The sequence below is a fragment of the Pedococcus bigeumensis genome (assembly GCF_039531795.1).
In the GTDB taxonomy this organism is placed as follows: domain Bacteria; phylum Actinomycetota; class Actinomycetes; order Actinomycetales; family Dermatophilaceae; genus Pedococcus; species Pedococcus bigeumensis.
This window is the reverse complement of sequence record NZ_BAAAQS010000005.1, coordinates 519,722-542,798: the sequence shown is the minus strand read 5'-3', so window position 1 is coordinate 542,798 and position 23,077 is coordinate 519,722. Positions and strand designations below refer to the sequence as shown.

At 72.2% G+C, this 23,077-nt stretch carries 20 protein-coding genes; 13 read left to right on the top strand and 7 right to left on the bottom strand.

Features of this window, described 5'->3' with window-relative positions; all coding sequences use genetic code 11:
- The first annotated feature begins 6 nt into the window (after positions 1-6).
- Entirely contained in the window at positions 7-762 is a 756-nt protein-coding gene (locus tag ABD262_RS18225) for a GNAT family N-acetyltransferase (RefSeq protein WP_344139249.1), read from the top strand.
- A 25-nt stretch (positions 763-787) separates the two neighbouring features.
- Here the strand turns inward: ABD262_RS18225 and pseI are convergent, their stop codons facing one another.
- Positions 788-1,846, bottom strand: coding sequence for a pseudaminic acid synthase (gene pseI, locus ABD262_RS18220; protein WP_344139247.1), 1,059 nt, complete (start codon positions 1,844-1,846; stop codon positions 788-790).
- A 325-nt stretch (positions 1,847-2,171) separates the two neighbouring features.
- Here pseI and ABD262_RS18215 point away from each other — a divergent pair, with 325 nt between their 5' ends.
- Positions 2,172-4,970, top strand: coding sequence for an FG-GAP-like repeat-containing protein (locus ABD262_RS18215; RefSeq protein WP_344139245.1), 2,799 nt, complete (start codon positions 2,172-2,174; stop codon positions 4,968-4,970).
- Positions 4,957-6,999 carry a SpoIID/LytB domain-containing protein gene (locus ABD262_RS18210; protein WP_344139243.1) on the top strand — a complete coding sequence of 681 codons (2,043 nt, stop codon included), beginning with the start codon at positions 4,957-4,959 and terminating at the stop codon, positions 6,997-6,999. Before ABD262_RS18215 ends, ABD262_RS18210 begins: the two co-directional genes overlap by 14 nt.
- Positions 7,000-7,099: 100 nt before the next feature.
- Here ABD262_RS18210 and ABD262_RS18205 read toward each other — a convergent pair whose 3' ends face one another.
- Positions 7,100-7,744, bottom strand: coding sequence for a CoA transferase subunit B (locus tag ABD262_RS18205; RefSeq protein ID WP_344139241.1), 645 nt, complete (start codon positions 7,742-7,744; stop codon positions 7,100-7,102).
- A gap of 1 nt (position 7,745) precedes the next feature.
- The gene (locus tag ABD262_RS18200) at positions 7,746-8,585 is read right to left on the bottom strand and encodes a CoA transferase subunit A (RefSeq protein ID WP_344139239.1); all 840 of its coding nucleotides are present in this window, start codon (positions 8,583-8,585) and stop codon (positions 7,746-7,748) included.
- 279 nt (positions 8,586-8,864) lie between these two features.
- On the opposite strand from ABD262_RS18200, the gene ABD262_RS18195 reads away from it, so the two are divergent.
- Positions 8,865-10,523 (top strand): peptidoglycan-binding domain-containing protein, encoded by a 1,659-nt coding sequence (locus ABD262_RS18195; RefSeq protein WP_344139237.1) that lies wholly within the window; start codon positions 8,865-8,867, stop codon positions 10,521-10,523.
- A gap of 17 nt (positions 10,524-10,540) precedes the next feature.
- Here the strand turns inward: ABD262_RS18195 and ABD262_RS18190 are convergent, their stop codons facing one another.
- Positions 10,541-11,251, bottom strand: coding sequence for a TIGR03089 family protein (locus tag ABD262_RS18190; RefSeq protein WP_344139235.1), 711 nt, complete (start codon positions 11,249-11,251; stop codon positions 10,541-10,543).
- The gene (locus ABD262_RS18185) at positions 11,251-11,685 is read right to left on the bottom strand and encodes an FAD synthase family protein (RefSeq protein ID WP_344139233.1); all 435 of its coding nucleotides are present in this window, start codon (positions 11,683-11,685) and stop codon (positions 11,251-11,253) included. Before ABD262_RS18185 ends, ABD262_RS18190 begins: the two co-directional genes overlap by 1 nt.
- A gap of 87 nt (positions 11,686-11,772) precedes the next feature.
- Here ABD262_RS18185 and ABD262_RS18180 point away from each other — a divergent pair, with 87 nt between their 5' ends.
- From ABD262_RS18180 to ABD262_RS19650, 4 genes are all read left to right on the top strand, one after another.
- Positions 11,773-13,887 (top strand): hypothetical protein, encoded by a 2,115-nt coding sequence (locus ABD262_RS18180; protein WP_344139231.1) that lies wholly within the window; start codon positions 11,773-11,775, stop codon positions 13,885-13,887.
- Positions 13,888-13,965: 78 nt separating this feature from the next.
- Complete coding sequence (locus ABD262_RS18175) at positions 13,966-14,553, top strand: suppressor of fused domain protein (protein WP_344139229.1); 588 nt, start codon at positions 13,966-13,968, stop codon at positions 14,551-14,553.
- Positions 14,554-14,601: 48 nt separating this feature from the next.
- Positions 14,602-14,814, top strand: a complete 213-nt coding sequence (locus ABD262_RS18170) for a hypothetical protein (protein WP_344139227.1) — start codon at positions 14,602-14,604, stop codon at positions 14,812-14,814.
- A complete protein-coding gene (locus ABD262_RS19650) occupies positions 14,774-15,334 on the top strand; it encodes a DUF4265 domain-containing protein (protein ID WP_425564896.1) in 561 nt (186 codons plus the stop codon). Before ABD262_RS18170 ends, ABD262_RS19650 begins: the two co-directional genes overlap by 41 nt.
- Here ABD262_RS19650 and ABD262_RS18165 read toward each other — a convergent pair.
- Positions 15,233-16,024 (bottom strand): inositol monophosphatase family protein, encoded by a 792-nt coding sequence (locus tag ABD262_RS18165; protein WP_344139225.1) that lies wholly within the window; start codon positions 16,022-16,024, stop codon positions 15,233-15,235. The two genes, ABD262_RS19650 and ABD262_RS18165, sit on opposite strands and share 102 nt — an antisense overlap.
- Before the next feature lie 173 nt (positions 16,025-16,197).
- Here ABD262_RS18165 and ABD262_RS18160 point away from each other — a divergent pair, with 173 nt between their 5' ends.
- The 5 genes from ABD262_RS18160 to ABD262_RS18140 all read left to right on the top strand — a co-directional run bounded on the left by ABD262_RS18160 (position 16,198) and on the right by ABD262_RS18140 (position 22,280).
- Complete coding sequence (locus ABD262_RS18160) at positions 16,198-17,166, top strand: type IV toxin-antitoxin system AbiEi family antitoxin domain-containing protein (RefSeq protein WP_344139223.1); 969 nt, start codon at positions 16,198-16,200, stop codon at positions 17,164-17,166.
- A 115-nt stretch (positions 17,167-17,281) separates the two neighbouring features.
- Positions 17,282-18,382 carry a glycosyltransferase family 2 protein gene (locus ABD262_RS18155; RefSeq protein WP_344139221.1) on the top strand — a complete coding sequence of 367 codons (1,101 nt, stop codon included), beginning with the start codon at positions 17,282-17,284 and terminating at the stop codon, positions 18,380-18,382.
- Positions 18,383-18,449: 67 nt separating this feature from the next.
- Complete coding sequence (locus ABD262_RS18150) at positions 18,450-20,366, top strand: glycosyltransferase (RefSeq protein WP_344139219.1); 1,917 nt, start codon at positions 18,450-18,452, stop codon at positions 20,364-20,366.
- A gap of 1 nt (position 20,367) precedes the next feature.
- Positions 20,368-21,444, top strand: coding sequence for a lysylphosphatidylglycerol synthase domain-containing protein (locus ABD262_RS18145; protein WP_344139217.1), 1,077 nt, complete (start codon positions 20,368-20,370; stop codon positions 21,442-21,444).
- A complete protein-coding gene (locus ABD262_RS18140) occupies positions 21,441-22,280 on the top strand; it encodes a class I SAM-dependent methyltransferase (protein ID WP_344139215.1) in 840 nt (279 codons plus the stop codon). Before ABD262_RS18145 ends, ABD262_RS18140 begins: the two co-directional genes overlap by 4 nt.
- An 86-nt stretch (positions 22,281-22,366) precedes the next feature.
- Here the strand turns inward: ABD262_RS18140 and ABD262_RS18135 are convergent, their stop codons facing one another.
- On the bottom strand, positions 22,367-23,068 hold the full coding sequence (locus tag ABD262_RS18135; protein ID WP_344139213.1) for a DUF3105 domain-containing protein: 702 nt from the start codon (positions 23,066-23,068) through the stop codon (positions 22,367-22,369).
- Positions 23,069-23,077 lie beyond the last annotated feature (9 nt).

Below are 23,077 nucleotides of genomic sequence, written 5' to 3'. Positions count from 1 at the left end.
CTCGCCGTGGTCGACAACCAGCTCCCGGGCTATCTCGCGCTGCTCCGGGCCGGGGCCGCCATCGGCCTGGGCGCCCCGTCCGAGGTCGTGGACACCGCGACGATGACGGCTGCGCTGGCCGGCGTCCTCGGTGACCGGGGCCTGCGGCACGAGATGGCGTCGGCCGCTGGTCGCGTCGTCGACGGGCTGGGCGCGTGGCGGTTGGTCTCCTCGTTCGAGGACGTCGTCGCCGGCGCCCGGCCCTCGCGCGGACCCGGCGAGGTCGTGGTGCGCGCGGCGACGATGGCCGACGCCGAGCTGCTCTGGCACTGGCGCAACGACCCCGCGACCCGCGAGAACTCACGCTCCCACGAGGAGGTGCCCCTCGAGTCGCACCTCGCCTGGCTGGGCGCCAGCCTGGCCCGCGACGACCGGCGGCTGCTCGTGGGTGAGGTCGCCGGTCGTCCGGTCGGCACGGTCCGCTGGGACCACGAGGGCGCCGGGGAGTGGGAGGTCTCGATCACGGTCGCCCCCGACAGCCGGGGGCGCGGGGTGGCGTCCGGCCTGCTCGCCGCCGGCGAGGACTGGCTGTCCCGCGAGGCGACCGCCGTGCACCACCCTGCCGCCCCCGCCGGGGGGACGGGGCAGCGAGCCGGCGTCGCGGCATACCTCGCGGCCGTGCACACGGCGAATACCGCGTCGAGGCGGCTGTTCCTCGGGAGCGGCTACCTGCCCGACCTGCCGGCCGATGCCGACGGTTTCGAGAGGTTCGTGAAGTTCTGATCTCCTGCTACGCCCGGAACGCGGCCTAGATCAGGTCCCAGGTGAGGGGCGTCCCGCGCTCCACCGCTGCGGTGAAGGTGCGACCCAGCACGTGCTCGATCTCGTCGGTCGCCAGCCCACCGGCGGGACGGATCGACCGGACGTTGTCGCGGGTGACGGGGTCGCCGGCGGCGACGTCGGCCACGACGTAGAGGGAGCGACGCAGCGCCAAGGTGTCCATCTCGGACTCGGTGGGCCCGAACCGCGGCGGCTGCACCGCCTTGCGCGCGGCAGCGGACTCACGGACCAGGGCGGTCAGCTCGTGCGGCTCGAGGGAGAAGTCGGAGTCGACCCCGCCGTCGGCCCGCGCGAGGGTGACGTGCTTCTCCAGGGCGACGGCGCCGAGCGCCACGGCCGCCACCGAGACGCCGATGCCCTCGGTGTGGTCGGACAGGCCGATCGGGATGCCGAAGGCCTCCTGGAGCGTGGAGATCGACAGGAGGCGGGCGTCCTCGGGCGCGGCGGGGTAGGACGCCGTGCAGGCGAGCAGGACCATCTGGGTGCAGCCGCCGTCGCGGGCCGCCGAGAGCGCGCGGTCGATCTCGCCGAGCGTCGCCATGCCGCTGGAGATGATCATCGGCTTGCCGGTCGAGGCGACCTCGCGGATCAGCGGGAGGTCCACCACCTCGGCGGAGGCGATCTTGTAGGCCGGGGCGTCGAGCGACTCCAACAGCTCGATCGCGGTGGGGTCGAACGGGCTGGAGAACGGCGTCAGGCCGCGCTCGCGGGCCCGCTCGAACATGGGGGCGTGCCACTCCCAGGGAGTGTGCGCCTCCTCGTAGAGGTCGTGGAGGGTGCGGCCGCCCCACAGGCCGTGGTCGGCCCGGATCTGGAACTGCGGGCCCTTGGCGTCGATGGTGATGGTGTCGGCGGTGTAGGTCTGGAACTTGACCGCCTGGGCCCCCGACTCGGCGATCGCGTCGATGATCTCCAGGGCCCGCTCGAGTGAGCCGTTGTGGTTGCCGGAGACCTCCGCGATGACGAACGGGGTCTGTCCCGGGCCCACCTGGTGGCCGTCGATCTCAATGGGTGCAGGGCTGGTCATGGGACTCTCCGGTCGAGGCGAGGGGCGGTGGGGCCTGTCTTGGGGGACCAGCCTAGGCGACGGTCCGACGCCGGCCCGACCCGTGGGCAGGGCGGCGGGTGCGAGCAGCCGCCCGACCGGTGTTCCACCGGCGGGGAAGCCAGCTGCTCGCCAGTCCCTTGAGGGGTGTCGGAGCACGGGCGCAGTCGCGGATCGGTAACGAATGGCTGTGTCTGCTGTGAAAGTTGGCTACTTGTGCTGCTTATGCACCGGTTGTGCGGCATCGTGTCGGGTGACTCGCCCTTGACGCCCCTTGCCCCCGCACCCGACTCCTGCGAGATCTGCCATGACTCTGACTCCACTGACCAAAGCCGCACCGACCAACGCCGCACCGACCCGGTCCGCGTCGTCCCGGCCGACCCCGTCCCGGTCCGCACGCTCCGCCTCCGGGTTGCGGCGGACCGCCGTCCTGTCCCTCGGTCTGGGCGTGGCGCTGGTCGCGACCTCCGTCGTCGCCGTGGGCCCGCTGCCCGGCAGTGCCGCCGCGGCGCCGACGCACCCGGTGCGGTCGAGCCGGGTGCAGGTGACCGCCACCCCCAAGGCGGTCGACCAGCTGGGTGGGTCGCGACCGTCGTCGACCCGGTCGGGCGCGGTCACCGCGGCCCAGCCGGTGCACCGCGACCTCGCAGTCGTCGGGGCGACCTGGGTCAAGGGACAGCTGGGGGTGGACGACGTCGTGCAGGTGCGCATCCACAAGGACGGCGCCTGGGACCAGTGGCAGACCATGGAGCGCGAGGGCGACCACGCCCCGGACGTCGACGGTCCCGGTGGCGCAGAGGGCCGTCGCGTGACGCGCGAGGGCACCACCGCCTACGTCGTCGACGGCGACCAGACCCAGGTCCGTGTGCTCAGCCGCAAGGCCGTCGCGCCCACCGTGCAGGTGTCGGTCGTCGACCCCGGGAGCTCGGACGCCGACGGCGCGGCGGGCGCCACCACCCGCGGGGCGGCCTCCGCCGCTGCCACCCGCCCCACGATCCACACCCGCAAGGAGTGGGGCGCCGACGAGTCGATGCGCAAGGGGAGCGTCGGCTACGGGCAGGCGCACATCGCCTTCGTGCACCACACCGACGGCACCAACAGCTACTCCAGCGCCCAGGTGCCGGCGATCATCCGCGGCATCTACGACTACCACGTGAACGGCCAGGGCTGGAACGACATCGGCTACAACTTCCTCGTCGACCGGTTCGGCCGGATCTGGGAGGGCCGCTACGGCGGGGTCGACAAGGCGGTCATCGGCGCGCACACGATGAACTACAACTCGTGGTCCTTCGGGGTCTCCGCGATGGGTGACTTCACCTCGGCCACGCCCCCGGCTGCGATGCTCACCGCCATCGAGCGCACCATCGCGTGGAAGTTCACCCTGCACGGCAACCCGGCGACCGGCACCGTGTTCGCCCGCGACAAGACCTTCAACCGGATCTCGGGGCACCGCGACGGCTACTCGACCAGCTGCCCCGGACAGGCGATGTACAACCGGCTGCCCGCGATCCGCAGCGCCGTGGCGTCGATGATGGGCTCGCTCACGAGGTCGGGCATCGCGCGCTCGCTCGACAGCGGTGCCACCCCCGACCTGCTCTCGTACCCGGGCACGCTCACCCCGCCCGCGATGACCGGCTCGGTCCAGCGGCTCACCAGTGCCTCGCCGCAGCCGGTGACCTCGGGGCGGACCATCGGCAGGGGGTGGAACGTCCTCGACGACATCGTGCTCACGCCCGACTTCACCGGTGACGGCCGGGCCGACATCATCGCCCGCGACCCGGCCCGCAACGCCGTGCGCGTCTACCCCGGGAACGGTCGGGGCGGCTTCGGCACGATGGCGGTGAAGGGTGGCGGCTGGAACGTCATGACCCGGCTGGTCGCCGCCGGCGACCGCACCGGTGACGGTCGCGCCGACCTCCTCGCCGTGCGCAACGACGGTGCGCTCGTCCTGTATGCCGGTGACGGCCGCGGGTGGGTGTCCTCGGGGGTGGTCATCGGGTCAGGGTTCGGCGGCGTCAGGACGCTCACGAGTGCGGGCGACCTCACCGGCGACGGTCACCCCGACCTGCTGGGCATCCGCACGTCCGACAACCGGCTCGTGCTCTACCCCGGCACGGCGTCGGGGGGCCTCGGCGCCGCCCGCACCTGGGGGAGTGGCTGGAGTGCGCTCGACAGCATCACGGCGGCCCCTGACCTCGACGGTGACGGCCACGTCGGCGACCTCGTCGTCCGGCAGCGGGACGGCGTCATGCGCACCTACTACGCCGATGCCGCGGGCAAGCTGACCCGATACAACTTCTGGGGCAAGGGGTGGTCCGCGCTCGACCACATCACGAGTGGGGCCGACTGGGACGGCGACGGGCACGCCGACGTGGTCGCACGGGTGCCGGGTGACTCGACCCTTCGCCTCTACAGCGGGACGGGTCAGCGCGACTTCGGCTCGGCGCCCGTGTCGGCGGGGGTGCAGGTGGCCGGGATGGACCTCGTGCGCGTGGTCGGCGACCTGGACGGCGACGGTCGCACCGACGCCGTCGCCCGGGGCGCCAGCGACGGCAACCTCTACCTCCTGCGCGGGCAGAGCGGAGGAGGGTTCGCCACCTCCAGCACCCCGATCGGCAAGGGCTGGCAGGTCTTCGACCTGATCGAGGCCGCCGGTGACCTGAGCAACGACGGGGTGCCGGACCTGCTCGCGCGGACCACCGGTGGCGAGCTGCGGATGTACACCATGACCCGCAACGCGACCTTCGGGTGGTGGATCCAGCTCGGGCTGGGATGGCAGGTGATGAGCAGCGTGACCGCTGCCGGGGCGGTCAACGGCGACTTCAACGCCGACGTCGTGGCCCTGCGCAAGAGCGACGGGGCGGTGCTGCTCTACCGCGGCAGCGGTCCGGGCACGCTGAATGACTACGTGGTGGCCATTTCGGGGCAAACCGACCTGCGCCGCATCATGGGAGTGGGAGACTTGAACGGAGACCGCAAGAACGACTTACTGGGGGAGGACAGCGGTGGAAAGCTCTGGCTCTACGCGGGGGACGGCGCGAAGGGGTTCAGCTCCATGCGCCAGCCCGTCACGGCTCCGGAAGGTGTGGCGAATGTCCTGGGCTAGCCCGAGGAGGCTGCGGTCGCTGACGGCCGCGGCGGCTGCAGTGGCAGTCGGGCTCGTCGTGTCAGCGGGTGCGGCCGGCGCGGCCGAGGTCTACCCGCGACCCGCCGACGGCACCTTCACCATCACCGGTCACGGCAACGGCCACGGCCACGGCATGTCCCAGTACGGCGCCCTCGGGGCAGCCCAGGCGGGTCGCACGTGGCAGCAGATCGTGGGCTTCTTCTACCCGGGCACCACCGTCGGCTCGATGGGCAACCCGACGATCCGGGTGCGGGTGGCCTCCCTCGGCAGCACCGTGCAGGCCGATCCGGCCACTGGGCTCCGGGTGACCTGGAACCTCACCGACTCCTCCGTCCTGCCGACCCAGAAGGACGGCAAGACCATCGCCCGGTGGCGGCTCGTCCCCGCTCCGATGGTGGTGGGGACGCCGACGAAGTTCCGCCTCGAGTACCTCCCCACCGGCTCGGCGACCTGGCTCCTCTACGCCAACGCCAGCGTGCCGTCGACCGGGGCCTTCTTCAACAGCTCGTCCGGGATCGTCACGACCTACCGCGGGAGCACCCCGGTGCAGTACCGCGGGCAGGTCCGGGGGATCCTCAGCGGCAGCCCGGGCGCCGAGTCGCTGGTGCCGGTCGTGGCGCTCCCGATGGACAGCTACCTGCGCACCGTCGTCCCGAGCGAGGTGTTCGCCTCCTGGCCCGCTGACACGCTGAAGGCGCAGGCCGTGGCCGCCCGGTCGTTCGCGGAGTGGCACCGCACCAACGCGCCCGCCTCGACCTGGTACGACGTCTACGACGACACCCGCAGCCAGGTCTTCAAGCCGACCAGGACCGGTAGCACCTCGAACGAGTACACGTCGACCAACGACGCTATCGCCGCGACGGCCCAGATGGCGGTGCTCTACAACGGGAAGGCCGCCTTCACCCAGTTCAGCGCGTCGGACGGCGGGTGGTCGTCCGACGGGAGCCAGCCCTACCTCGTGGCGCAGCGCGACGACTACGACGCGACGCCCTCGAACCCGTACCACACCTGGACGAAGACGATCTCGACCTCGACCATCGAAGCGAGCTACCCCGCCATCGGGTCGTTCCGCTCGCTGACGATCACCCAGCGCAACGGTCTCGGTGACCAGGGCGGCCGCGTCCTCGCCGCCACGGTCACCGGCTCGAAGGGGTCCGTCAGCCCCAGCGTCTCCTCGCTGCGCAGCGTCTTCGGCAACACCTGGAGCGACTGGTTCGCACCGCGGTTCGAGTCGGCCGCATCGTTCCCGCGCGACGTCACCGGCGACGCGAAGATGGACGTGCTCGCCGTCGAGGCCGGCAGTGGCGCGCTGCGGGTCTACTCCGGCAACGGCAAGGGCGGCTGGAACCCGACGATGGTGGCCGAGCCGAGCGGCTGGAACGCCTATGCGAAGGCCCTCACCGCAGGCACCTGGGACGCCGACACCATCAGCGACGTCCTCGTGCAGGACACGGCTGGCAACCTCTTCCTGCGCAGTGGCACTGGCAACGGCACCTTCGCGGCCGCCAAGAAGATCGGCGCGGGCTGGACCATGCACAACCTGGTCCTGCCCGTGGGCGACTTCGACGGCGACGGCCTGACCGACCTCATCGCGCGGCGCGCGAGCGACGGTGCCCTCTGGCTGTATTCCGGCAACGGGACCGGTGGGTTCAAGGGTCGCACCACCATCGGTGGGGGCTGGAACATCTTCACATCGATCCTCAGCCCCGGTGACTTCACCGGGGACGGCCACCCCGACGTGCTGGCCCGCACGACCGACGGCACCTTCTACCTGTATGCCGGTGACGGCACGGGTGGGTGGAAGCCGCGGGTCAAGGTCGGCGCCGGCTGGAACATCTTCACGGCCCTGACCGGCGGCGGTGACTTCAACGGCGACGGTAACGCCGACGTCCTCGCGCGCACCTCGTCGGGCCTGCTCTACCTCTACCCCGGCAACGGCGCGGGTGGGTGGAAGCCGCGGGTGGTCGTGGGCAACGGCTGGCAGATCTTCTCCACGATCCTCAAGTAGGAGCACGCGCCGGTGGGCGCGGACGATGCGTCCGCGCCCACCGGGTGGAGAGCCGCGAGGCAGCCATGGCGCTGCCGAGGTGGTGCCGTGGCGGTGATGCCTATGAAGCTGTCAGGTCGACGGTGAAGTCCGGCTCGGTCTTCTCGCGGACCTCGTCCTCGGTGACGCCCTCGGCGAGCTCACGCAGCACCAGGCCGGCGTCGGTGACGTCGAAGACGCACAGGTCGGTGATGATCCGCTGCACGACGCCGCGGCCGGTGTAGGGGAGGGAGCACTCGTCGACGATCTTGTAGGAGCCGTCCTTGGCGTTGTGCTCCATCAGGACGATGACCTTCTTGGCGCCGTGGACCAGGTCCATCGCGCCGCCCATGCCCTTGACCATCTTGCCGGGGATCATCCAGTTGGCGATGTCGCCCTTGGCCGAGACCTGCATGGCGCCCAGGATGGCGGCGTCGACCTTGCCGCCACGGATCATGCCGAAGCTCGTGGCCGAGTCGAAGAACGACGCGCCACGGCGCAGCGTGACCGTCTCCTTGCCGGCATTGATCAGGTCTGGATCCTCTTCGCCGTCAACGGGATACGCGCCGACCCCGAGGATGCCGTTCTCCGACTGGAGGACGATCTCGACGTCGTCGGGCACGTAGTTGGGGACCAGTGTCGGCAGGCCGATGCCCAGGTTGACGTAGGAGCCGTCGGACAGCTCCGCGGCCGCGCGGGCGGCCATCTGCTCACGGGTCAGTGCCATCTCAGGCCTCCTGGCTGGTGGTCGACGACTGGCTCTCGCTGCCGGCGCCGGCGCCGACAGACCCGGCGTCGGGGCGGGGGCGCACGGTGCGGCGCTCGATCCGCTTGTCCCTGGCCTGGTCGGGCGTCAGTGGCAGCACCCGGTGCACGTAGATGCCGGGCAGGTGCACCTGGTCGGGGTCGAGCTCGCCGGGCTCGACCAGCTCCTCGACCTCGGCGACCGTGACCCGCCCGGCCATCGCGGCCAGCGGGTTGAAGTTGCGGGCGCTCTGGTTGAAGACGAGGTTGCCGTGCCGGTCGCCCTTCCAGGCGCGGACCAGCCCGAAGTCGGCGACGATCGCGCGCTCGAGGACGAACTCCTTGTCGTGCCCGTCGACCTCGAAGACCTTGGTCTCCTTGGCGGGTGACGACTTCGCGACGGTGCCGTCCGCGGCATACAGCCAGGGCAGCCCGCCCTCGGCCACCTGGGTGCCGGCCCCGGTCACGGTGTAGAACGCGGGGATCCCGCTCCCGCCGGCGCGCAGCCGCTCCGCGAGCGTGCCCTGGGGCGTCAGCTCCACCTCCAGCTCACCCGAGAGGTACTGGCGCTCGAACTCCTTGTTCTCCCCGACGTAGGAGGAGACCATCCGGCGGATCCGCTTGTCCCTGAGGAGGATGCCCAGGCCCCAGTCGTCGACGCCACAGTTGTTGGAGATCGCCTCGAGGTCCTTCACCCCCGCATCGTGGATCGCCGCGATGAGCACGCTCGGGATACCGCAGAGCCCGAACCCGCCCACCGAGAGGGAGGAGCCGTCGACGATCCCGTCGATGGCTTCGGCCGCGGTGGAGACGACTTTGTCCATGGCGTGGACTCTAGCCGGACGCTCGCAGTCGCCTTGCGTGGTCCCTCCCCACAGTCCGGGGGGTGCCGCGTGCTCATCCCACATGGGCGCGTGCTCGCGGGGGGCCTGTTCGGGGGAGGCAGGGGCGAATTCCGTGGTTGTAGTTCGCTCGAACCGCTTGTTACGGCTGTGCACTGGTGGGACAAATGTCCTGCCTGCTCCGCACGTGACCCCTGGGGCTGGTGTCCAACTCGTACGGCGGCTCGGGATCCGAGGCGCCATGTCCCCCGTGGAGTTCTCGTGTCGCGAGTCGTGCGTGCCTTCGGCGTCCTGGCCATCCCTGTGCTCACCGTCCCCGTCGGGATGGCGTCCGCCCAGGCGGCCACCCTGCCCAAGCCCCCGACCAAGACCCTGCCGTCCGCGCTCGACGTCGCCCCTCCCTACCAGGCGCAGCGGCTCTGCGACCCGCAGGCCAAGCCGGGCGTCGTGGCCTTCGCCACGCTGATGTCGAGCCACTACAAGGTCGGCACCTCCGAGTGGGGCATCACGCGGAACTGCAACAGCGGCCTCACGGAGCACTCCGAGGGGCGGGCCTGGGACTGGATGCTCAGCGTCAACAAGCCCAACGAGAAGGCCATCGCCGACTCGGTCACGCAGTGGCTGTCGGCGCCCGACGCGCAGGGCCGTCCCGGGGCGATGGCTCGCCGGTTCGGGATCATGTACATCATCTGGAACCACAAGATGTGGCGTGCCTACGACCCCGCCCGTGGATGGGCTCCCTACACCGGGCCGGTGCCGCACACCGACCACATCCACTTCTCCTTCTCGTGGGACGGCGCCTACGCCCGCACCTCCTGGTGGACCGGCAAGGCCCTCACGACGGTGAGCCCCGGCCCGGCCTCGGCGCCCAAGCCCACGACTCCGCCGCAGACCCCCTCGGCCGTCTACTCCCTGCTCATCCAGGGCGCGACCGGACCGGACGTGGTGCTGGCGCAGAAGGTCATCGGCGTCACGGCCGACGGCGTCTTCGGTCCGAAGACCGCGGCCGCCCTGAAGACCTGGCAGGCCGCGCACGGCGTCAAGGTCACCGGCCAGCTGGACCCCGCGACCTGGGCCAAGATGGTGGCGCTCAAGCTGATCCCGCCGCGGGGGACGGCGACGACGCCGACCACCCCGGCCAAACCGCCCGTCACGACGCCGGCCAAGCCGCCGGTCACGACGCCGGTCACGACCCCGACGAAGCCGCCGGTCACCACCTCCTCGAGCCCGCTCGCGGCCTACGCGAAGCTGACCCTGAAGAAGGGCTCGCGGGGAGCCGCGGTCGTCGCCCTCCAGAAGGCGCTCGGCATCACCGCTGACGGTGCGTTCGGCCCGCAGACCGAAGGTGCGGTCAAGGCCTTCCAGGCTCGTCGCAACCTGCCGGCCACCGGCATCGTGGGCCCGAGCACCTGGACCGCGCTGATGGGCGGCACCGGCACCACGACGTCCGCGTCGCGGGGCACGACCCGGGTCGCCACGCCGTACACCGCCCTGATGTCCACCGTTCTCAAGGCCGGCTCGCGCGGCGCCGCCGTGAAGACGCTCCAACGGGCTCTCGGTGGCCTCGCCGTCGACGGTGCCTTCGGGGCGCGCACGACCGCGGCGGTCAAGGCGTTCCAGAGGTCGCACCACCTGGCCCAGACCGGAGTGGCGGACAGCAAGGTCTGGCAGGCCCTCGAGCACCGCGACTACCCGCTGCGCGCCTACTACGGCACCGTCCTCAGGACGGGCTCCCACGGGACGGCGGTCGCGGCGCTGCAGAAGGCGTTGGGGGTCAAGGCCGACGGTGCGTTCGGACCCGCGACCGCCACTGCCGTCAAGGCCCTCCAAGGTCGCGCCAAGCTGGCTCGCACCGGCGTCGTCGCCACCCTCACGTGGCAGGCCCTCGAGGCCGAGCTGCGACGCCGTGAGGGGCACTGAGCCACCCCGATCGACGGCTAGACCTCGAGGGTCACGCCCTCCGAGGCCAGCCGTGCGGCCCGACCACCCTCGGGCGCCGGTCCGCGCGACAGCACGAGCGAGCCATCGACCGCCCACGCGCCGAGAGCCGTCGCCAGCACCTCGGCAAGCGTGTCGTCCGCGGTGTGCACGCGACTGCCACTAGCCCAGTTTCGTTGCGGGACAACGGAGTCGTATGCCGCGTCGGCGCCTGCCCCGGTGACGGCCGGGTCGCTGGGAGCCGGCTCGTCCCACGGGCTGAACTGGTCGGCATACGTCGCCAGCTCCTTGGCCTCGTCCATCACGCCGGCCGGGACGGAAACGGCTGCGCCGCGGGTCAGCGCGGCCAAGGTCACGAGGACCGACGGCGTGGGAGCCGGGGTGGCCATCGTCGGGTCGTCGGTGACGACGAGGTCGGCGTCGCCGTCGTCGAGGACGACGGTCGCGCCGACCGACCAGACGGCCAGCGCCCAGTAGAGCGAGCGCCAGTGCGGGGGCAGGACGAGCCGGACGTGCGACCCGGGCGCGAGGTCCCACTCCTCCTGGAGGGCGTTCGCGGCCTTGTTGACCCAGTTGGCGAGCACCTTGGCGCTCAGCTCGATGCGCTCACCGCGGGTCGGGCCGGGGGTGTCCTCGTAGAACGTGACCCGGGGGCGGCCCGGGTCCGACCGCAGCATCGCCGCGAGCACCTCCGCGGGGGTGGCCGGCATCAGGCGGTGTTGGCGATGTGCTCGATGAGCTCGGTCGTCGACACGGACGGGGTGCGCGGGAAGTAGACGACCTCGCACAGGTCGGACACGAAGTCGAAGCGGCCCTTCCAGTCGTCGCCCATCGCCAGGACGTCGGCCTTGTGCTCCACGATGTAGTCGCGCTTGAGCTCGAGGCTCTCCTCGACGAAGACCTCGTCGACGAACTTCAGGCTGCCGATGATCTCGAGCCGCTCGTCCTGCGAGAAGACCGGGGCCCGGCCCTTCTTCGCCTCGTTCAGCGCGTCGGCCGAGACGCCGACGACGAGCCGGTCGCCGAGGGAGGCGGCCCGCTTGAGGATCCGGATGTGCCCGACGTGCAGCACGTCGAAGGTCCCGAAGGTGATGACCGTGCGCGGGGTGGTGGTCTCCCCGGACTTCGTGGTGTCGTCAGGCATGGCCGTGAGGTTATCGCGAGACCACGGCCGACCTCACATCTCATGGGTGCGCGGGCCGGGCCCCGCCGGGCAGTAGCGTTGCGGCCTGTGAGCAGCCGCGAGTCCCGCCGCTACCCCTATGCCCCCGACCCCGGCGACCTCCCGCTGCGCAGGGGCGAGGCCTGGGGTGGCTGGCTGGTGACGCGCACGGTGGTGGGCGCCGCCCTGTGGCTCGTCCTCGGCTCCCTCGCCGCCGCCCTCCTGTCGCTCGGTGGGCTCTGGAGCCCGTGGGTCGCCGGGCCGGTGCTGCTGGTGCTGGCGGTGGTGGCCGGGCTCGGCGCGGCCCTCGTGCCGGTGCGCCCCCTGCCGGTCTGGTCGGCGGCCCTGCTCGTCGTGCTGGCCGTCGGGGCCACCGCCTGGGCCGGGGTGACCCACTCCGAGCAGGTGCTCCCACGCCGCGACTCCGGGTCCTACCTCCAGTCGGCGATCCAGCTCGCCGGCGGCCACTCCCGCCCGATCGAGGTGAGCCCCGACTCGGTCGGCGGGCCCGACGTGCTGGCCATCGACGGCATCACGCTGGCCAGCCCGGCCTTCTACGCGACGGGCACGCCACAGCAGCCGAGCATCCAGCCGCAGTTCCCGGTGGGGGCCTCCGCCTGGTACTCCGTCGCGTGGTGGGTTGCCGGACCCGCAGGCACCGCGTGGGCTCCCGCGATCCTGTTCGGCCTCACGGTCCTGGGTGTGGGACTGCTCGCCGCCACGGTCGTCGGGCCGCGGTGGGGGCCGCTCGCCGCGCTGGGCACCGGCCTGCTCTTCCCGCTGCTCCACGTCGCCCGCTCGACGTACTCCGAACCCGTGTCGCTGCCCGTGCTCGCCGCGGGGCTGCTCACCCTCGTGGTGGCCGCCCGGGGCGCGGCCTTCCCCGAGGTCGTGATGGCCCGGCGCGCCGCCGTCCTGGCCGGGGTCCTGATGGGTGGCGCGATCGTCATCCGCGTCGACGCCCTGCGCGAGGTGGTCCTGGTCGTGCCCGTCGTGGTCCTGGCGGCCCTGCAGCGCCAGTCGCACGCCAGGGTCCTCGGGGTCTCGACCGCCGTGTCGACCGCCGTCGCGTTCGGGGTCACCTGGCTCACCTCGAGCGAGTACCTCGGCAGCATCGCCGGTTCGCTCCTCCCGCTGGTCGCCATGGGTGTGGCGGCGTGCCTGCTCGGCGTCGTCCTGCTCTGGGGCTCGGCCCGTGGCTGGTCGCTGCCCGCCGTGCTCCGGGCCTGGCTCGCGCGGCTGCTCGCCGGCGGGTTCGTCCTCGTGGGCCTGGTGCTCGCGAGCCGGCCGTGGTGGCAGGTGGTGCGCCAGTCGGCCGCCGACCCGGGGGCGCGGGTGGTGGCCGGTCTGCAGGCGCGGCAGGGCCTGACCGTGGACGGTGGGCGCACCTATGCGGAGCACACGGTGGCCTGGCTGGCGTGGTGGGTGGGGCCGGTCGCGCTCGGGCTCGCGCTCGTGGCGACGGCAGTGCTCGCGCACCGTGCGGCGTCTGCGTGGGTCGACGACCGCGAGCTCCCGAGCTGGACCGGTCCGGCCGTCGTCGCGATCGGCTCGACCCTGCTCACGCTCTACCGCCCCGGCATCACACCCGACCACCCATGGGCCGACCGCCGGCTGGTCATCGCACTGCCCACCATCGTGGTGCTCACCGTGGCGTGCGCGGCCATGGTCTCGCGGTGGCCCACCAAGCGCCTCCCGTATGCCGTGAACGTCGCCGTCAGCGTGGCCATCGCGGCCGCCCTCCTCGTGCCCACCGCCCTCGCCACGCGTCCGCACGCCGACGAGCGGGTCGAGCTGGGCGAGTGGGCCGCGGTCGACACCGTCTGCGCAGCCATGCGTCCGGGGGACGTCGCCCTGATGGTGGACTCGAGGGCGGCGAACGAGTGGCCCCAGGTGCTGCGTGGCTACTGCGGCGTCAACGCCCTCTCGACGACGTCGGGCCTGCGCAACGATCCGTCCCGGCTGGGAGCCGCGGTCCAACAGGTGCAGCGGGCCGTGGAGGCCAAGGGCGGTCGGGTGGTGCTGGTGGCCGCCGACTCTCCCGACGGGCTGCAGCGGCTCGGGCTCAAGGGTGCGGTCGTGGCGGTCGACGCCCGGGTCCAGGAGGACGACCGGCTGCTCGAGCGGCGCCCGGAATCCCTGGTGGAGCTGCCGATCCGTGTCTACCTCGGCCGGCTCGGTTGAGAAGGCATACTTGCCGCGTGCCCGGCCCGACCCAGCAGGAACACCGAGCGACGGTGTCGCCGTGCCCGGACGACGCCGATGGCTGACCGTGCCGCACTGCCCGAGACCCGGCCCGTCGTCTCGCGTTTCCTGAAGAGTCGTCTGGGTGGCGGCTGCTCGACCCGCGCGTACTACGACGAACCGGAGGAGCACGCCGTGGCCGTGGTCGAGGCGGTCGGGTCGCCTGGGCCCCTTCTCAGCACCTTCTCCACGGCGTCGTTGCACGCCGTCGTGAACCGGCTCGACGGTGCGGACCTCCGCGTCGAGCTGATGGTGACCGTCCGCCGGGAGCACGCTGTGGCAGCCAACATGGTCGCTACGTCGGCCTTCAACGTGCTCAAGTCCGGCTGGCTGGCTGCGCCGGGTGTCGTGTTCCCCGATGTGGTGCGCGAGTACGTCCCCTCGACGACGACGCCGCACCTGATGTGGGCCGAGCCGTTCGCCTTCAGCGGACTGGGCACCGTGACCCTGGAAGGGATCGCGCAGGACATCCACTGGCTGCAGGGAGTGCCTCTCTCCGATCGTGAGGTGGACTTCCTCAGGGTCGAGGGTTACGACTGCCTGTCGGCCCGCCTGGAGGCCGAGGACGCGCAGTACTTCGACCTCACCCGTTCCTCGACAGTGTGAGCGGCAGTGTGAGCGGCGGTAGGGACGGGTCGGCAGAGTGTGCTCATCGTGACTGACAAAGGCAGCCACCGACTGGCCCGGGTCGCCGGGGTCGAGGGAGAGCGCTTCGTGCTCCGGGAGGACCACGACCAGTTCCCGACGACCGTGACCATGCTGGCGACACGCCCGCAGTTCCTGCTGCGGGTGTGTAACTACTGGGAGGGGCGTCACGGGGGTGCGGATGCGTGGCCCGAGGACGTCGAGGGTCGCCTTGTCACCTGACGAAGCCGAGGCCCAGACGCTGGAGGTCCCCGTCGGGCAGAAGTCGAGCGGGGAGCCGGTCCACGAGAGCATCCTCGTCGCGGTGCACGGCCCCGACCGTTATGAGGTGCTTGCCTCACCCGCGTTCGCCCAGGGCGTGGCGCGGGGAGACCTCGTCGTCCAGAGCGCACCGTGGACCGAGCTGGTGGTGTTGCAGCGCGGCGGTAACCTCGCGCTCCAGGTCTTCGCGCCGCATCCGGGGGCTGACGAGCTCGTACCCCTCGTCGCGGAGGGACCGTCGTGCTCCCAGTGGCCGCAGAGCGCCACCGTCACCGCGGCACCCAAGGCGGCGGGGTCGCGCGCGAGGGTGACCACGCGGCATACCTCGGTGTGGTCCCACGTCCTCGAGGTCATGGTGCGAGGTTGCGGCGAGCGCCGGTCAGCTGCGCTTGGCGAAGGCGTCGGAGGCGTGGCGGCGCACGGCGGCATACGTCCCACGGTCGGCGGCCACGATGATGCCGGGCGTGAGAACCGTTGGTGAGTATGGCGTTCCGTCGGTGTGGCCCGCGAAGCCGCCGGCCTCGGTGACCATCAGCGTGCCGGGCGAGTGATCCCAGGGGCTGTTGCGCGCGTAGAGGATGTAGTCGGTGGCGCCCTCCATCAGACGGGGGTAGTCGACCCCGCAGCACACCCAGGACCCGACGAGGGCAGGCATCGACCCCAGCGAGTGGCCGCGCAACGGCCAGATCGACGTGACCCCGCGTGGGGGGATGCCGTCGGCGACGGGCTCGCGGACGACGCGCTCGCCGTTGCGGTAGACGCCGGCACCCTTCTCGGCGACCCACGCGACCTCGTGCTCGGGCTGCCAGATCCAGGCCCGGACCGTCTCGCCACGGACGACCTCGCTCACCATGACCGCGTGGTCGGGGGAGCCGTGGACGAAGTTCTTGGTGCCGTCGACCGGGTCGACGGTGAAGGCGTGCTCGGCCGTGACGTAGCGGTCGAGGGTGGTGGGGTCGACCGAGGTGACCTCCTCGCCGAGGACGAACGCCCCGGGAAAGGCCCCCGACAGCTCGCGGGTGAGGATCGCCTCGGACTCCTGGTCGGCGATCGTGACGAGGTCACCCGGGTTCTTCTCCATCACCTCGCCGTCGGCCAGCGAACGGAACCGCGGAGTGATGACCTCGGCAGCGACGGTCTTCATCAGCTCGAGCACCTGTTGTGTGTCCACGACCCCACCGTTCCACACCCGAGCCGACCAGACCGCCCCCGGTCGGTCCCCGGTCTGGCCCCACCCCACGTTGTTCGGAGGATCCGCCCGACCAGGACGCGGCGGATCCTCCGAACAACGCGGCCTGTGGACAACGAGGGAGCCGCTTGCCGGGTGCACGCCACCGTGGTCCCGTGCCGGTCGACTGGGGAGTGCTGCGACGGCGCGCTGACGAGCAGTGTGACCTGCTGACCCGGGCCCAGTGCCTCGCCGCCGGCCTGTCGGTCGCCTCCATCGAGTGGCGGGTGAGGTCGGGGCGTTGGACCCGGGTGCACCCAGGGGTGTTCCTCACCCAGCCGGGGCGCGCAGACTGGGACGGTCGCGCCATGGCCGCCCTGCTCTTCGCGCTCTCGGGCGCCCGGGTGGCTGACGCAGCGCTGTGTGGGCGCAGCGCGGCATACCTGTGGGGGATCGAGCGCACGCCGCCCACGGTGGTCGAGGTCGTCATACCCGAGCGATGCCGGGTGGTGGCTCCGCAGGGTGTGCGGATCCGGCGGGCGTTTCGCTTCGACGCCGTCGTCCATGACCTGGCCTATCCGTGGCGCACCACCGCGGCCGCGACGGTGCTGGATGTCGCAGCCACCGGGTCGCCGCTCGACGCCTTGTCCATCGTGGCTCGGGCGGTCCAGAAGGAGGTCGTCACCACGGCCGAGGTCGCGCAGGAGCTGGCGGCGCGAGCCGGCCACCGCCACTCGAGGATCCTGCGCCCCGCCCTGGCCGACGTCGGCGCTGGTGGGCAGAGCGGCACCGAGGTCCTCTACGTGCGCGACGTCGAGCGAGCGCACGGCCTCCCGACGGCGATCCGCCAGGCACCCTCGGATCGTGGGGCGCGGCGCTACCACGACAACGGCTACGACGAGTTCGGGCTCATCGTGGAGGTGGACGGACGTCTCGGGCACGAGCGATGGGCCGACCGGGTCAGGGACGGGCGCCGGGACCGGCAGCTCCTGGTGACGGAGCGGCTGACCACCAGGGTGTTCTACGCCGACGTCGTGCTCGAGCCCTGCAGGACGGCTGCCGAGATCGCCGCGATCCTGGCTGGTCGGGGTTGGGCCGGACGCCCACGTCGCTGCCGACGGACCGGCTGCGTGGTCGGCGGCTGAGTCCACGCCGTTGTTCGGAAGATCTGCAGCGCCCTGGCCGGGCGGATCCTCCGAACAACGGGCCTCGGCGCGGGTGGGCACGGGGGAGTGGGGTGACGGGTAGGCTCCTCGCGAGATGAGCGAGCACCCCAGCACCGGCCCAGCCGCCCCCGTCACGGAGCGCATTCCCGTCGACCCCCCGCAGACGCAGCCGCAGCCGGTGACCCAACCGCAGCCGGTGACCCAGCCGGTGAACGAGCCGCAGGCGCCCATGCACCCGTCCGACGCGGCATACCTCCCGGCGGTCGCGCCGACCCCGGCCCCGCGACCGGGCGAGCCCGGCCACGGCAAGCCCTACGTCACGATCGTCCTGCCCTGCTTCAACGAGGGCGAGCACGTGCTCCAGGAGATCGACCGCATCACCGAGGCGATGAACTCCAGCGAGTTCACCTACGAGGTGCTGTGCATCGACGACGCCTCGACCGACAACACCCTCGAGGTGCTCCACCAGGCCAGCCGCGACTACGCCAACATCCGCGTCATGCCGTTCCGCCGCAACGGTGGCAGCGGCACCGCACGCCGCATCGGCACGCAGCAGGCCCTCGGCGAGATCGTCGTGTGGACCGACGCCGACATGACCTACGAGAACGAGCGGATTCCCGAGCTCGTGCGGATCCTGCGCGACGACCCGAGCTACGACCAGGTCGTCGGCGCCCGGACCACCGAGGAGGGCACGCACAAGTGGGCCCGCGTGCCGGCGAAGTGGCTGATCCGCAAGATCGCCGAGAAGCTCACCAACCAGACCATCCCCGACCTCAACTCGGGCCTGCGCGCGTTCCGGCGTGAGGTGTCGCTGCCCTACCTGCGGCTGCTGCCCCCCGGCTTCAGCTGCGTCACGACGATCACGCTGGCGTTCCTGTCCAACCAGCACGACGTCAAGTACGTCCCGACGAGCTACGCCAAGCGGGCCGGCGTGAGCAAGTTCCACTTCGTCCGCGACGCCTACCGCTACATCCTCCAGGTGCTGCGGATGGTGATGTACTTCGACCCGCTCAAGGTGCTCATGCCGCCGGCCCTGTGGCTCGTCGTCATCGGGGTGCTCAAGGCGGTGGTCGACATGGTGCGCCACCCGTTCTACTTCCCGGCGAGCACGGTGCTGCTCATCGTCAGCGGCATCATGATCGGCTCGCTGGCGTTGCTCTCCGACCTCGTCGTGCGTTCCCGGACAGGCGTGTGAGCACGACCCGGTATGCCGGGTGGCTGGCTCGCGGGGGCTCGCGCGGTCGGCGGTCCGGGGGCGTCCGATGAGCCCCAGCGCCGCCCTCAAGGTGGCGGTCGTGGGTCCCACACATCCCTACAAGGGCGGCGTCGCCGCGCACACCACGAGCCTCGCGCACGAGCTGGCCGAGGCCGGCCACGACGTGACGCTGGTGTCGTGGTCGCACCTCTACCCCTCGAAGCTCTACCCGGGTGAGCAGGCCGTGCCCGGCGGGGCTCCCGACGTCGAGCCGTTCCCACGCACCGTCCGTGCGCTGAGCTGGGCCCGCCCCGACACCTGGGTGCGCACCGGTCGACGGCTGCGCGGCTTCGACGTGGTCGTGGTCGTGCACGTCATCCCGGCCGTCGTGCCCGCCCACCTCACGCTGCTGCGGGCCGCCGGTGTGGGCCGCCGCTCCGTGCAGCGGTCGGTCCGCCACCCCGGCCCGCGCACGGTGGTGATCGCCCACAACGTCCTGCCCCACGAGACGCACCCCGGCGACCGCGAGCTGATGCGGCAGTTCCTCGAGCGCGTGGACGCGGTCCTCGTGCACAGCGACGCGCAGGCCCGGCTGGCCTACGAGCTGGGGGCGCCGCGGGTCTCGGTGACCGACCTGCCACCCCACCTCCCGGGGGGAGCCCCGGTCGACCGCGTCGAGCACGACGGGCCGCCGCGGCTGCTCGCCATCGGGATGGTCCGCGACTACAAGGGCGTCGACCTGCTCATGGAGGCGCTCGCCGACGTGCCCGGTCCGACGCTGACGGTGGCGGGGGAGATGTGGGGCTCCAGCGGCGAACGCGTCAAGGAGCTCGCCCAGGACCCGCGGCTGCGCGACCGGGTGGAGGTGCACAGCGGCTACGTGCCGGCCGACCGCCTGGCGCCCCTCTTCGCCTCCCACGACGTCCTGGCCCTGACCTACCGCAGCGCGACCGCCTCCCAGAACGCCCTCCTCGGCCAGCAGCACGGGCTCCCCGTGCTCGCCTCCGACGTCGGCACCTTCGGCGGCCAGGTGCGCGACGGCGTCGACGGGATCCTCGTGCCACCGGGTGACAAGGCCGCGCTGGTGGCGGCCCTTCAGCGACTCGCGGAGCCGGGCGTCGCCGACCGGCTCCGGGCGCAGGTGCGCCCGCCCGACCTGTCCGGGCCCTGGGCGCGCTACGTCGGGACCATCGAGGCGCTCGCCGCCGTGGAGACGGCCACCGAGCCGGACGACGCGGACGAGGCTGACACCCCCACCGGTGCTGCGGCCGTCGCGGGCCACCTGCGCCACCGGGTCGCGAGCACGGTCCGCGCCGTGGTCGCCGCGTCCCGGCCGGAGGTCGAGCTGGGACGGGCCGACCTGCCCGACTGGGTGCGCGCGTCCGACGTCCTCGCCGACGCCCACGACGCCGACGACGCGAAGGCCCTCGCCCGGAGCCTCGGGCTCCCGCGGTGTGGCGACGCGATCGCCGCCTGGGCCGCCCTCGGCGCGCTGGCGGCGATCCTCCGGGTCCGCGACGACGGCCGCCGCAGCGCCGTCATCGTCGACGAGTCGGGGAGCAGGTCACCCCTGTCCCGGTGGGCACGGGCCATCGGCTTCGCACCGGTGGAGCTCGAGCTCACCGGCCACCGCTCGAGCGTCGAGGTGCTCGACGTCGACACCGCCTCGCTCGACGTCATCGTGCGGCTGCACCCGGGCGGGTGCGACGTCGACGACATCGACGAGGCGATGAGCCAGGCGTCCTGGGCGCTGAAGTCCGGTGGCCTGCTGTGCGTCACGCTGCCGATCGGCCACCCGGGCGCCGAGGGCGCCCTCGGGCCGGCCGACGTGCGCGCGGTCCTGGCCCGGTCCCACGACTTCGGGTTCGTGCTCGTCGGCGACCTCGACGGCGACATCACCGGGCGGATGCGGTCGGCCTCCGACACGTCCACCCGCACCGACGCGGCATACGGGCTGCTCCGGCTCACCCTGCGGAGGCGCTGACATGGCCCAGGACCCGTCCGCCACCCCAGCCGCCACCCCGGCCCCCGCCACCCCGTCGGCCACCACCAAGGCCGCCGCCACCCGCCGCGCCCGCCTCTTCAGCGGGCTGCGGATCCTGTTGGCGCTGTTGGTCGTCGCGGCCGTCGCCGTGGCTGTCGCGAAGAACTGGCGCGAGGTGTCCGCCGACATCGGCCGGATCGACGCCGCGACGTTCGTGCTGGCCGCGGTCCTCGTCTGCCTGCCCCCGGTCTTCACGGTGCTGGGGTGGCGGGTGCTGATGGCCGACCTCGGCTCGCCGCTGCACCTCGCGCCGGCCGGTGGCATCTTCTTCGTGGGCCAGCTGGGCAAGTACGTGCCCGGCGCGGTCTGGAGCATCGTCGCGCAGGCCGAGATCGGCGCCCGGCTGCACATCCCGCGCAAGCGCTCGGCGGTCGTCGCGTTCGTCTCGGTCGCGATGGCGGCCATCTGCGGCCTGATCGTGGGCGCACCCGCCCTGCCCCTGCTCATCACCCGCGACGACTCGGCGGCCCGGACCGGCTGGGCGCTGCTGCTCGCGGTGCCGCTGCTGGCCGTCGTGCTCTGGCCGCCGCTGCTCAACTGGGGGATCGCGACCGTCCTGCGGGTGCTGCGCCGCGAGCAGCTCGAGCACCGGCTCTCCGGCCGCGCCGTCCTCGCCGCCACCCTCTACTTCATCGCGGCCTGGGTCTCCTCCGGCCTGCACGTGCTGGTGCTGGCGCGGGCCATCGGCGCCGACACCGGCACGGGTCAGCTCGTGCTCGCCAGCCTGTCGGGCTTCGCCCTGGCGTCGTCGATCGCGATGTTCAGCGTGATCCTGCCGGCCGGCGTGGGGGTCCGCGAGGGCGTGCTCGTACTCATCCTCGCCCCGGTGACCTCCACTTCCGCGGCGACCGCCGTGGTCGTCATCTCGCGGTTCCTCACCGTGGCGGCCGACGTGGTGTTCGCCCTCGGTGGCTGGCTCTACGCGCGGTCGCACCACTTGGTCACGTCGCCGCAGGAGCGCCAGCACGACCACATCGAGGTCGACCCCGACGTGCCGGCCGACGGGTCCCGCTCGTGACCGCCGAGGGCGCGGGCGCCGCGGGCGCCAACGGGCCACCCCGCGGTGCCGGTCGGGAGGAGCAGCTCGCTTACTCGGAGCTGATGGGCGCGATGCTCGACGAGCGCAAGCGCCGCCAGAAGGCCCAGAAGATCCTGGCCGTCGTGCGGCACGCCCTCGGGCGTGACGACCTGACCGGCCTGCGCGCCCTCGACGTGGGGTGCTCGGCGGGCTTCATCGCCGACGAGCTGGCCCTGGCCGGGGCGCACACCACCGGGGTTGACATCGACGAGCCCGGACTCGTCGCGGCGCGCGAGCGCTTCGGCGAGCGCGTGGAGTTCAGCCTGGCCCGGGGCGAGGCACTGCCGTTCGAGGACGGGTCGATGGACGTCGTCGTCTTCAACCACATCTACGAGCACGTGGTCGACCCCGAGTCGGTCGTCGCCGACATCCACCGCGTCCTCAGCCCCACCGGGGTGCTCTACCTGGGCATCGGTCACCGGCACCAGGTCGTCGAGCCGCACTACAAGCTGCCGTTCCTGTCCTGGCTGCCCCAGGGTGCCGCCGACCGCTACATGCGGCTGACCGGTCGCGGCGAGCACTACTACGAGCACTACTACTCGCGGGCCGGGCTCCGCCGGCTGTTCGGCGCCTTCGACGTCTGGGACTACACCCTCCCGGTGCTCGCGGACAGCGCGGCCTTCGCCGGCACCGACCAGATCCCGGCGTGGGTGTCCCGCGTCCCGGGTCGGGTCCTCGAGGTGGCCGCACCGCTGGCCCCGACGTACATCTGGGCGGCCTTCAAGGACGCGGCCCCGGCGGGTCCGGCGCTGCGCCTCAGCCCCGTCCACCTCTGACCTGACAAAGGTATGCCGCCCGCTCGGGTGAGCGGGCGGCATACCCGTGCGTCGCGGTCGGGCCAGGGGAAGGCGGGCCGGGCGGGTCAGGCGGCGCCCGGCTCCTGGGTGTCGGTCTTCGGGTACTTCTTCACGAAGTCGATGATGACCTGTCCGGAGAGGTCGCCGCAGAGCTGGCGGTGACCGGCGTCCTTGGCCCAGTGGGAGAGGGCGTAGGGCTTGCCGGCGGGGAAGGCGCCACGGCTGGGGTCCCACTCGACGACCTTGAACTTGCCGCTGGTCTCGGCGACCTTGTTGGCCTGGTCGGCGACGTCCTTGAGGAGGCTGGTGTCCTTCACCTTGGTGCCGTCGTACCAGAGGATCGTGTAGCCGTGCTCGAGGTTGTGGACCAGCGTCTCGAGGACGGGGCGGTCGCTGGCGGTGTAGAAGTCACGGCCGCTGACGTCGGGGCTGACGAAGTGGGCGCCGTTGCTCGGCGGGACGGTCGAGTACTGCACCGAGGTCTGGTCGGGCTTCTGCGTGCCGGGCCCGACGTGCTCGCCGGAACCGGTCGCGGCGTCGGTGGTGACCGGGTCGCACTTGGCGGCCGCCACGGAGACACCCAGGGCCGGCAGCTGCTTGGCCTTGGCGTCGTTGATCGCGAAGAGCACGACCCCCGTCAGGCCGGCGAGCAGCACGAGGCAGCCGACGACGATGCCGGCGACGACCTTGCGCTCCTTGGCTTTCTGCTGGTTCTGGATCTCGGCCAGTCGGGCCTTGCGGTCCTGGCTCACGCGCTTGTTTGCCACAGGTTCCTC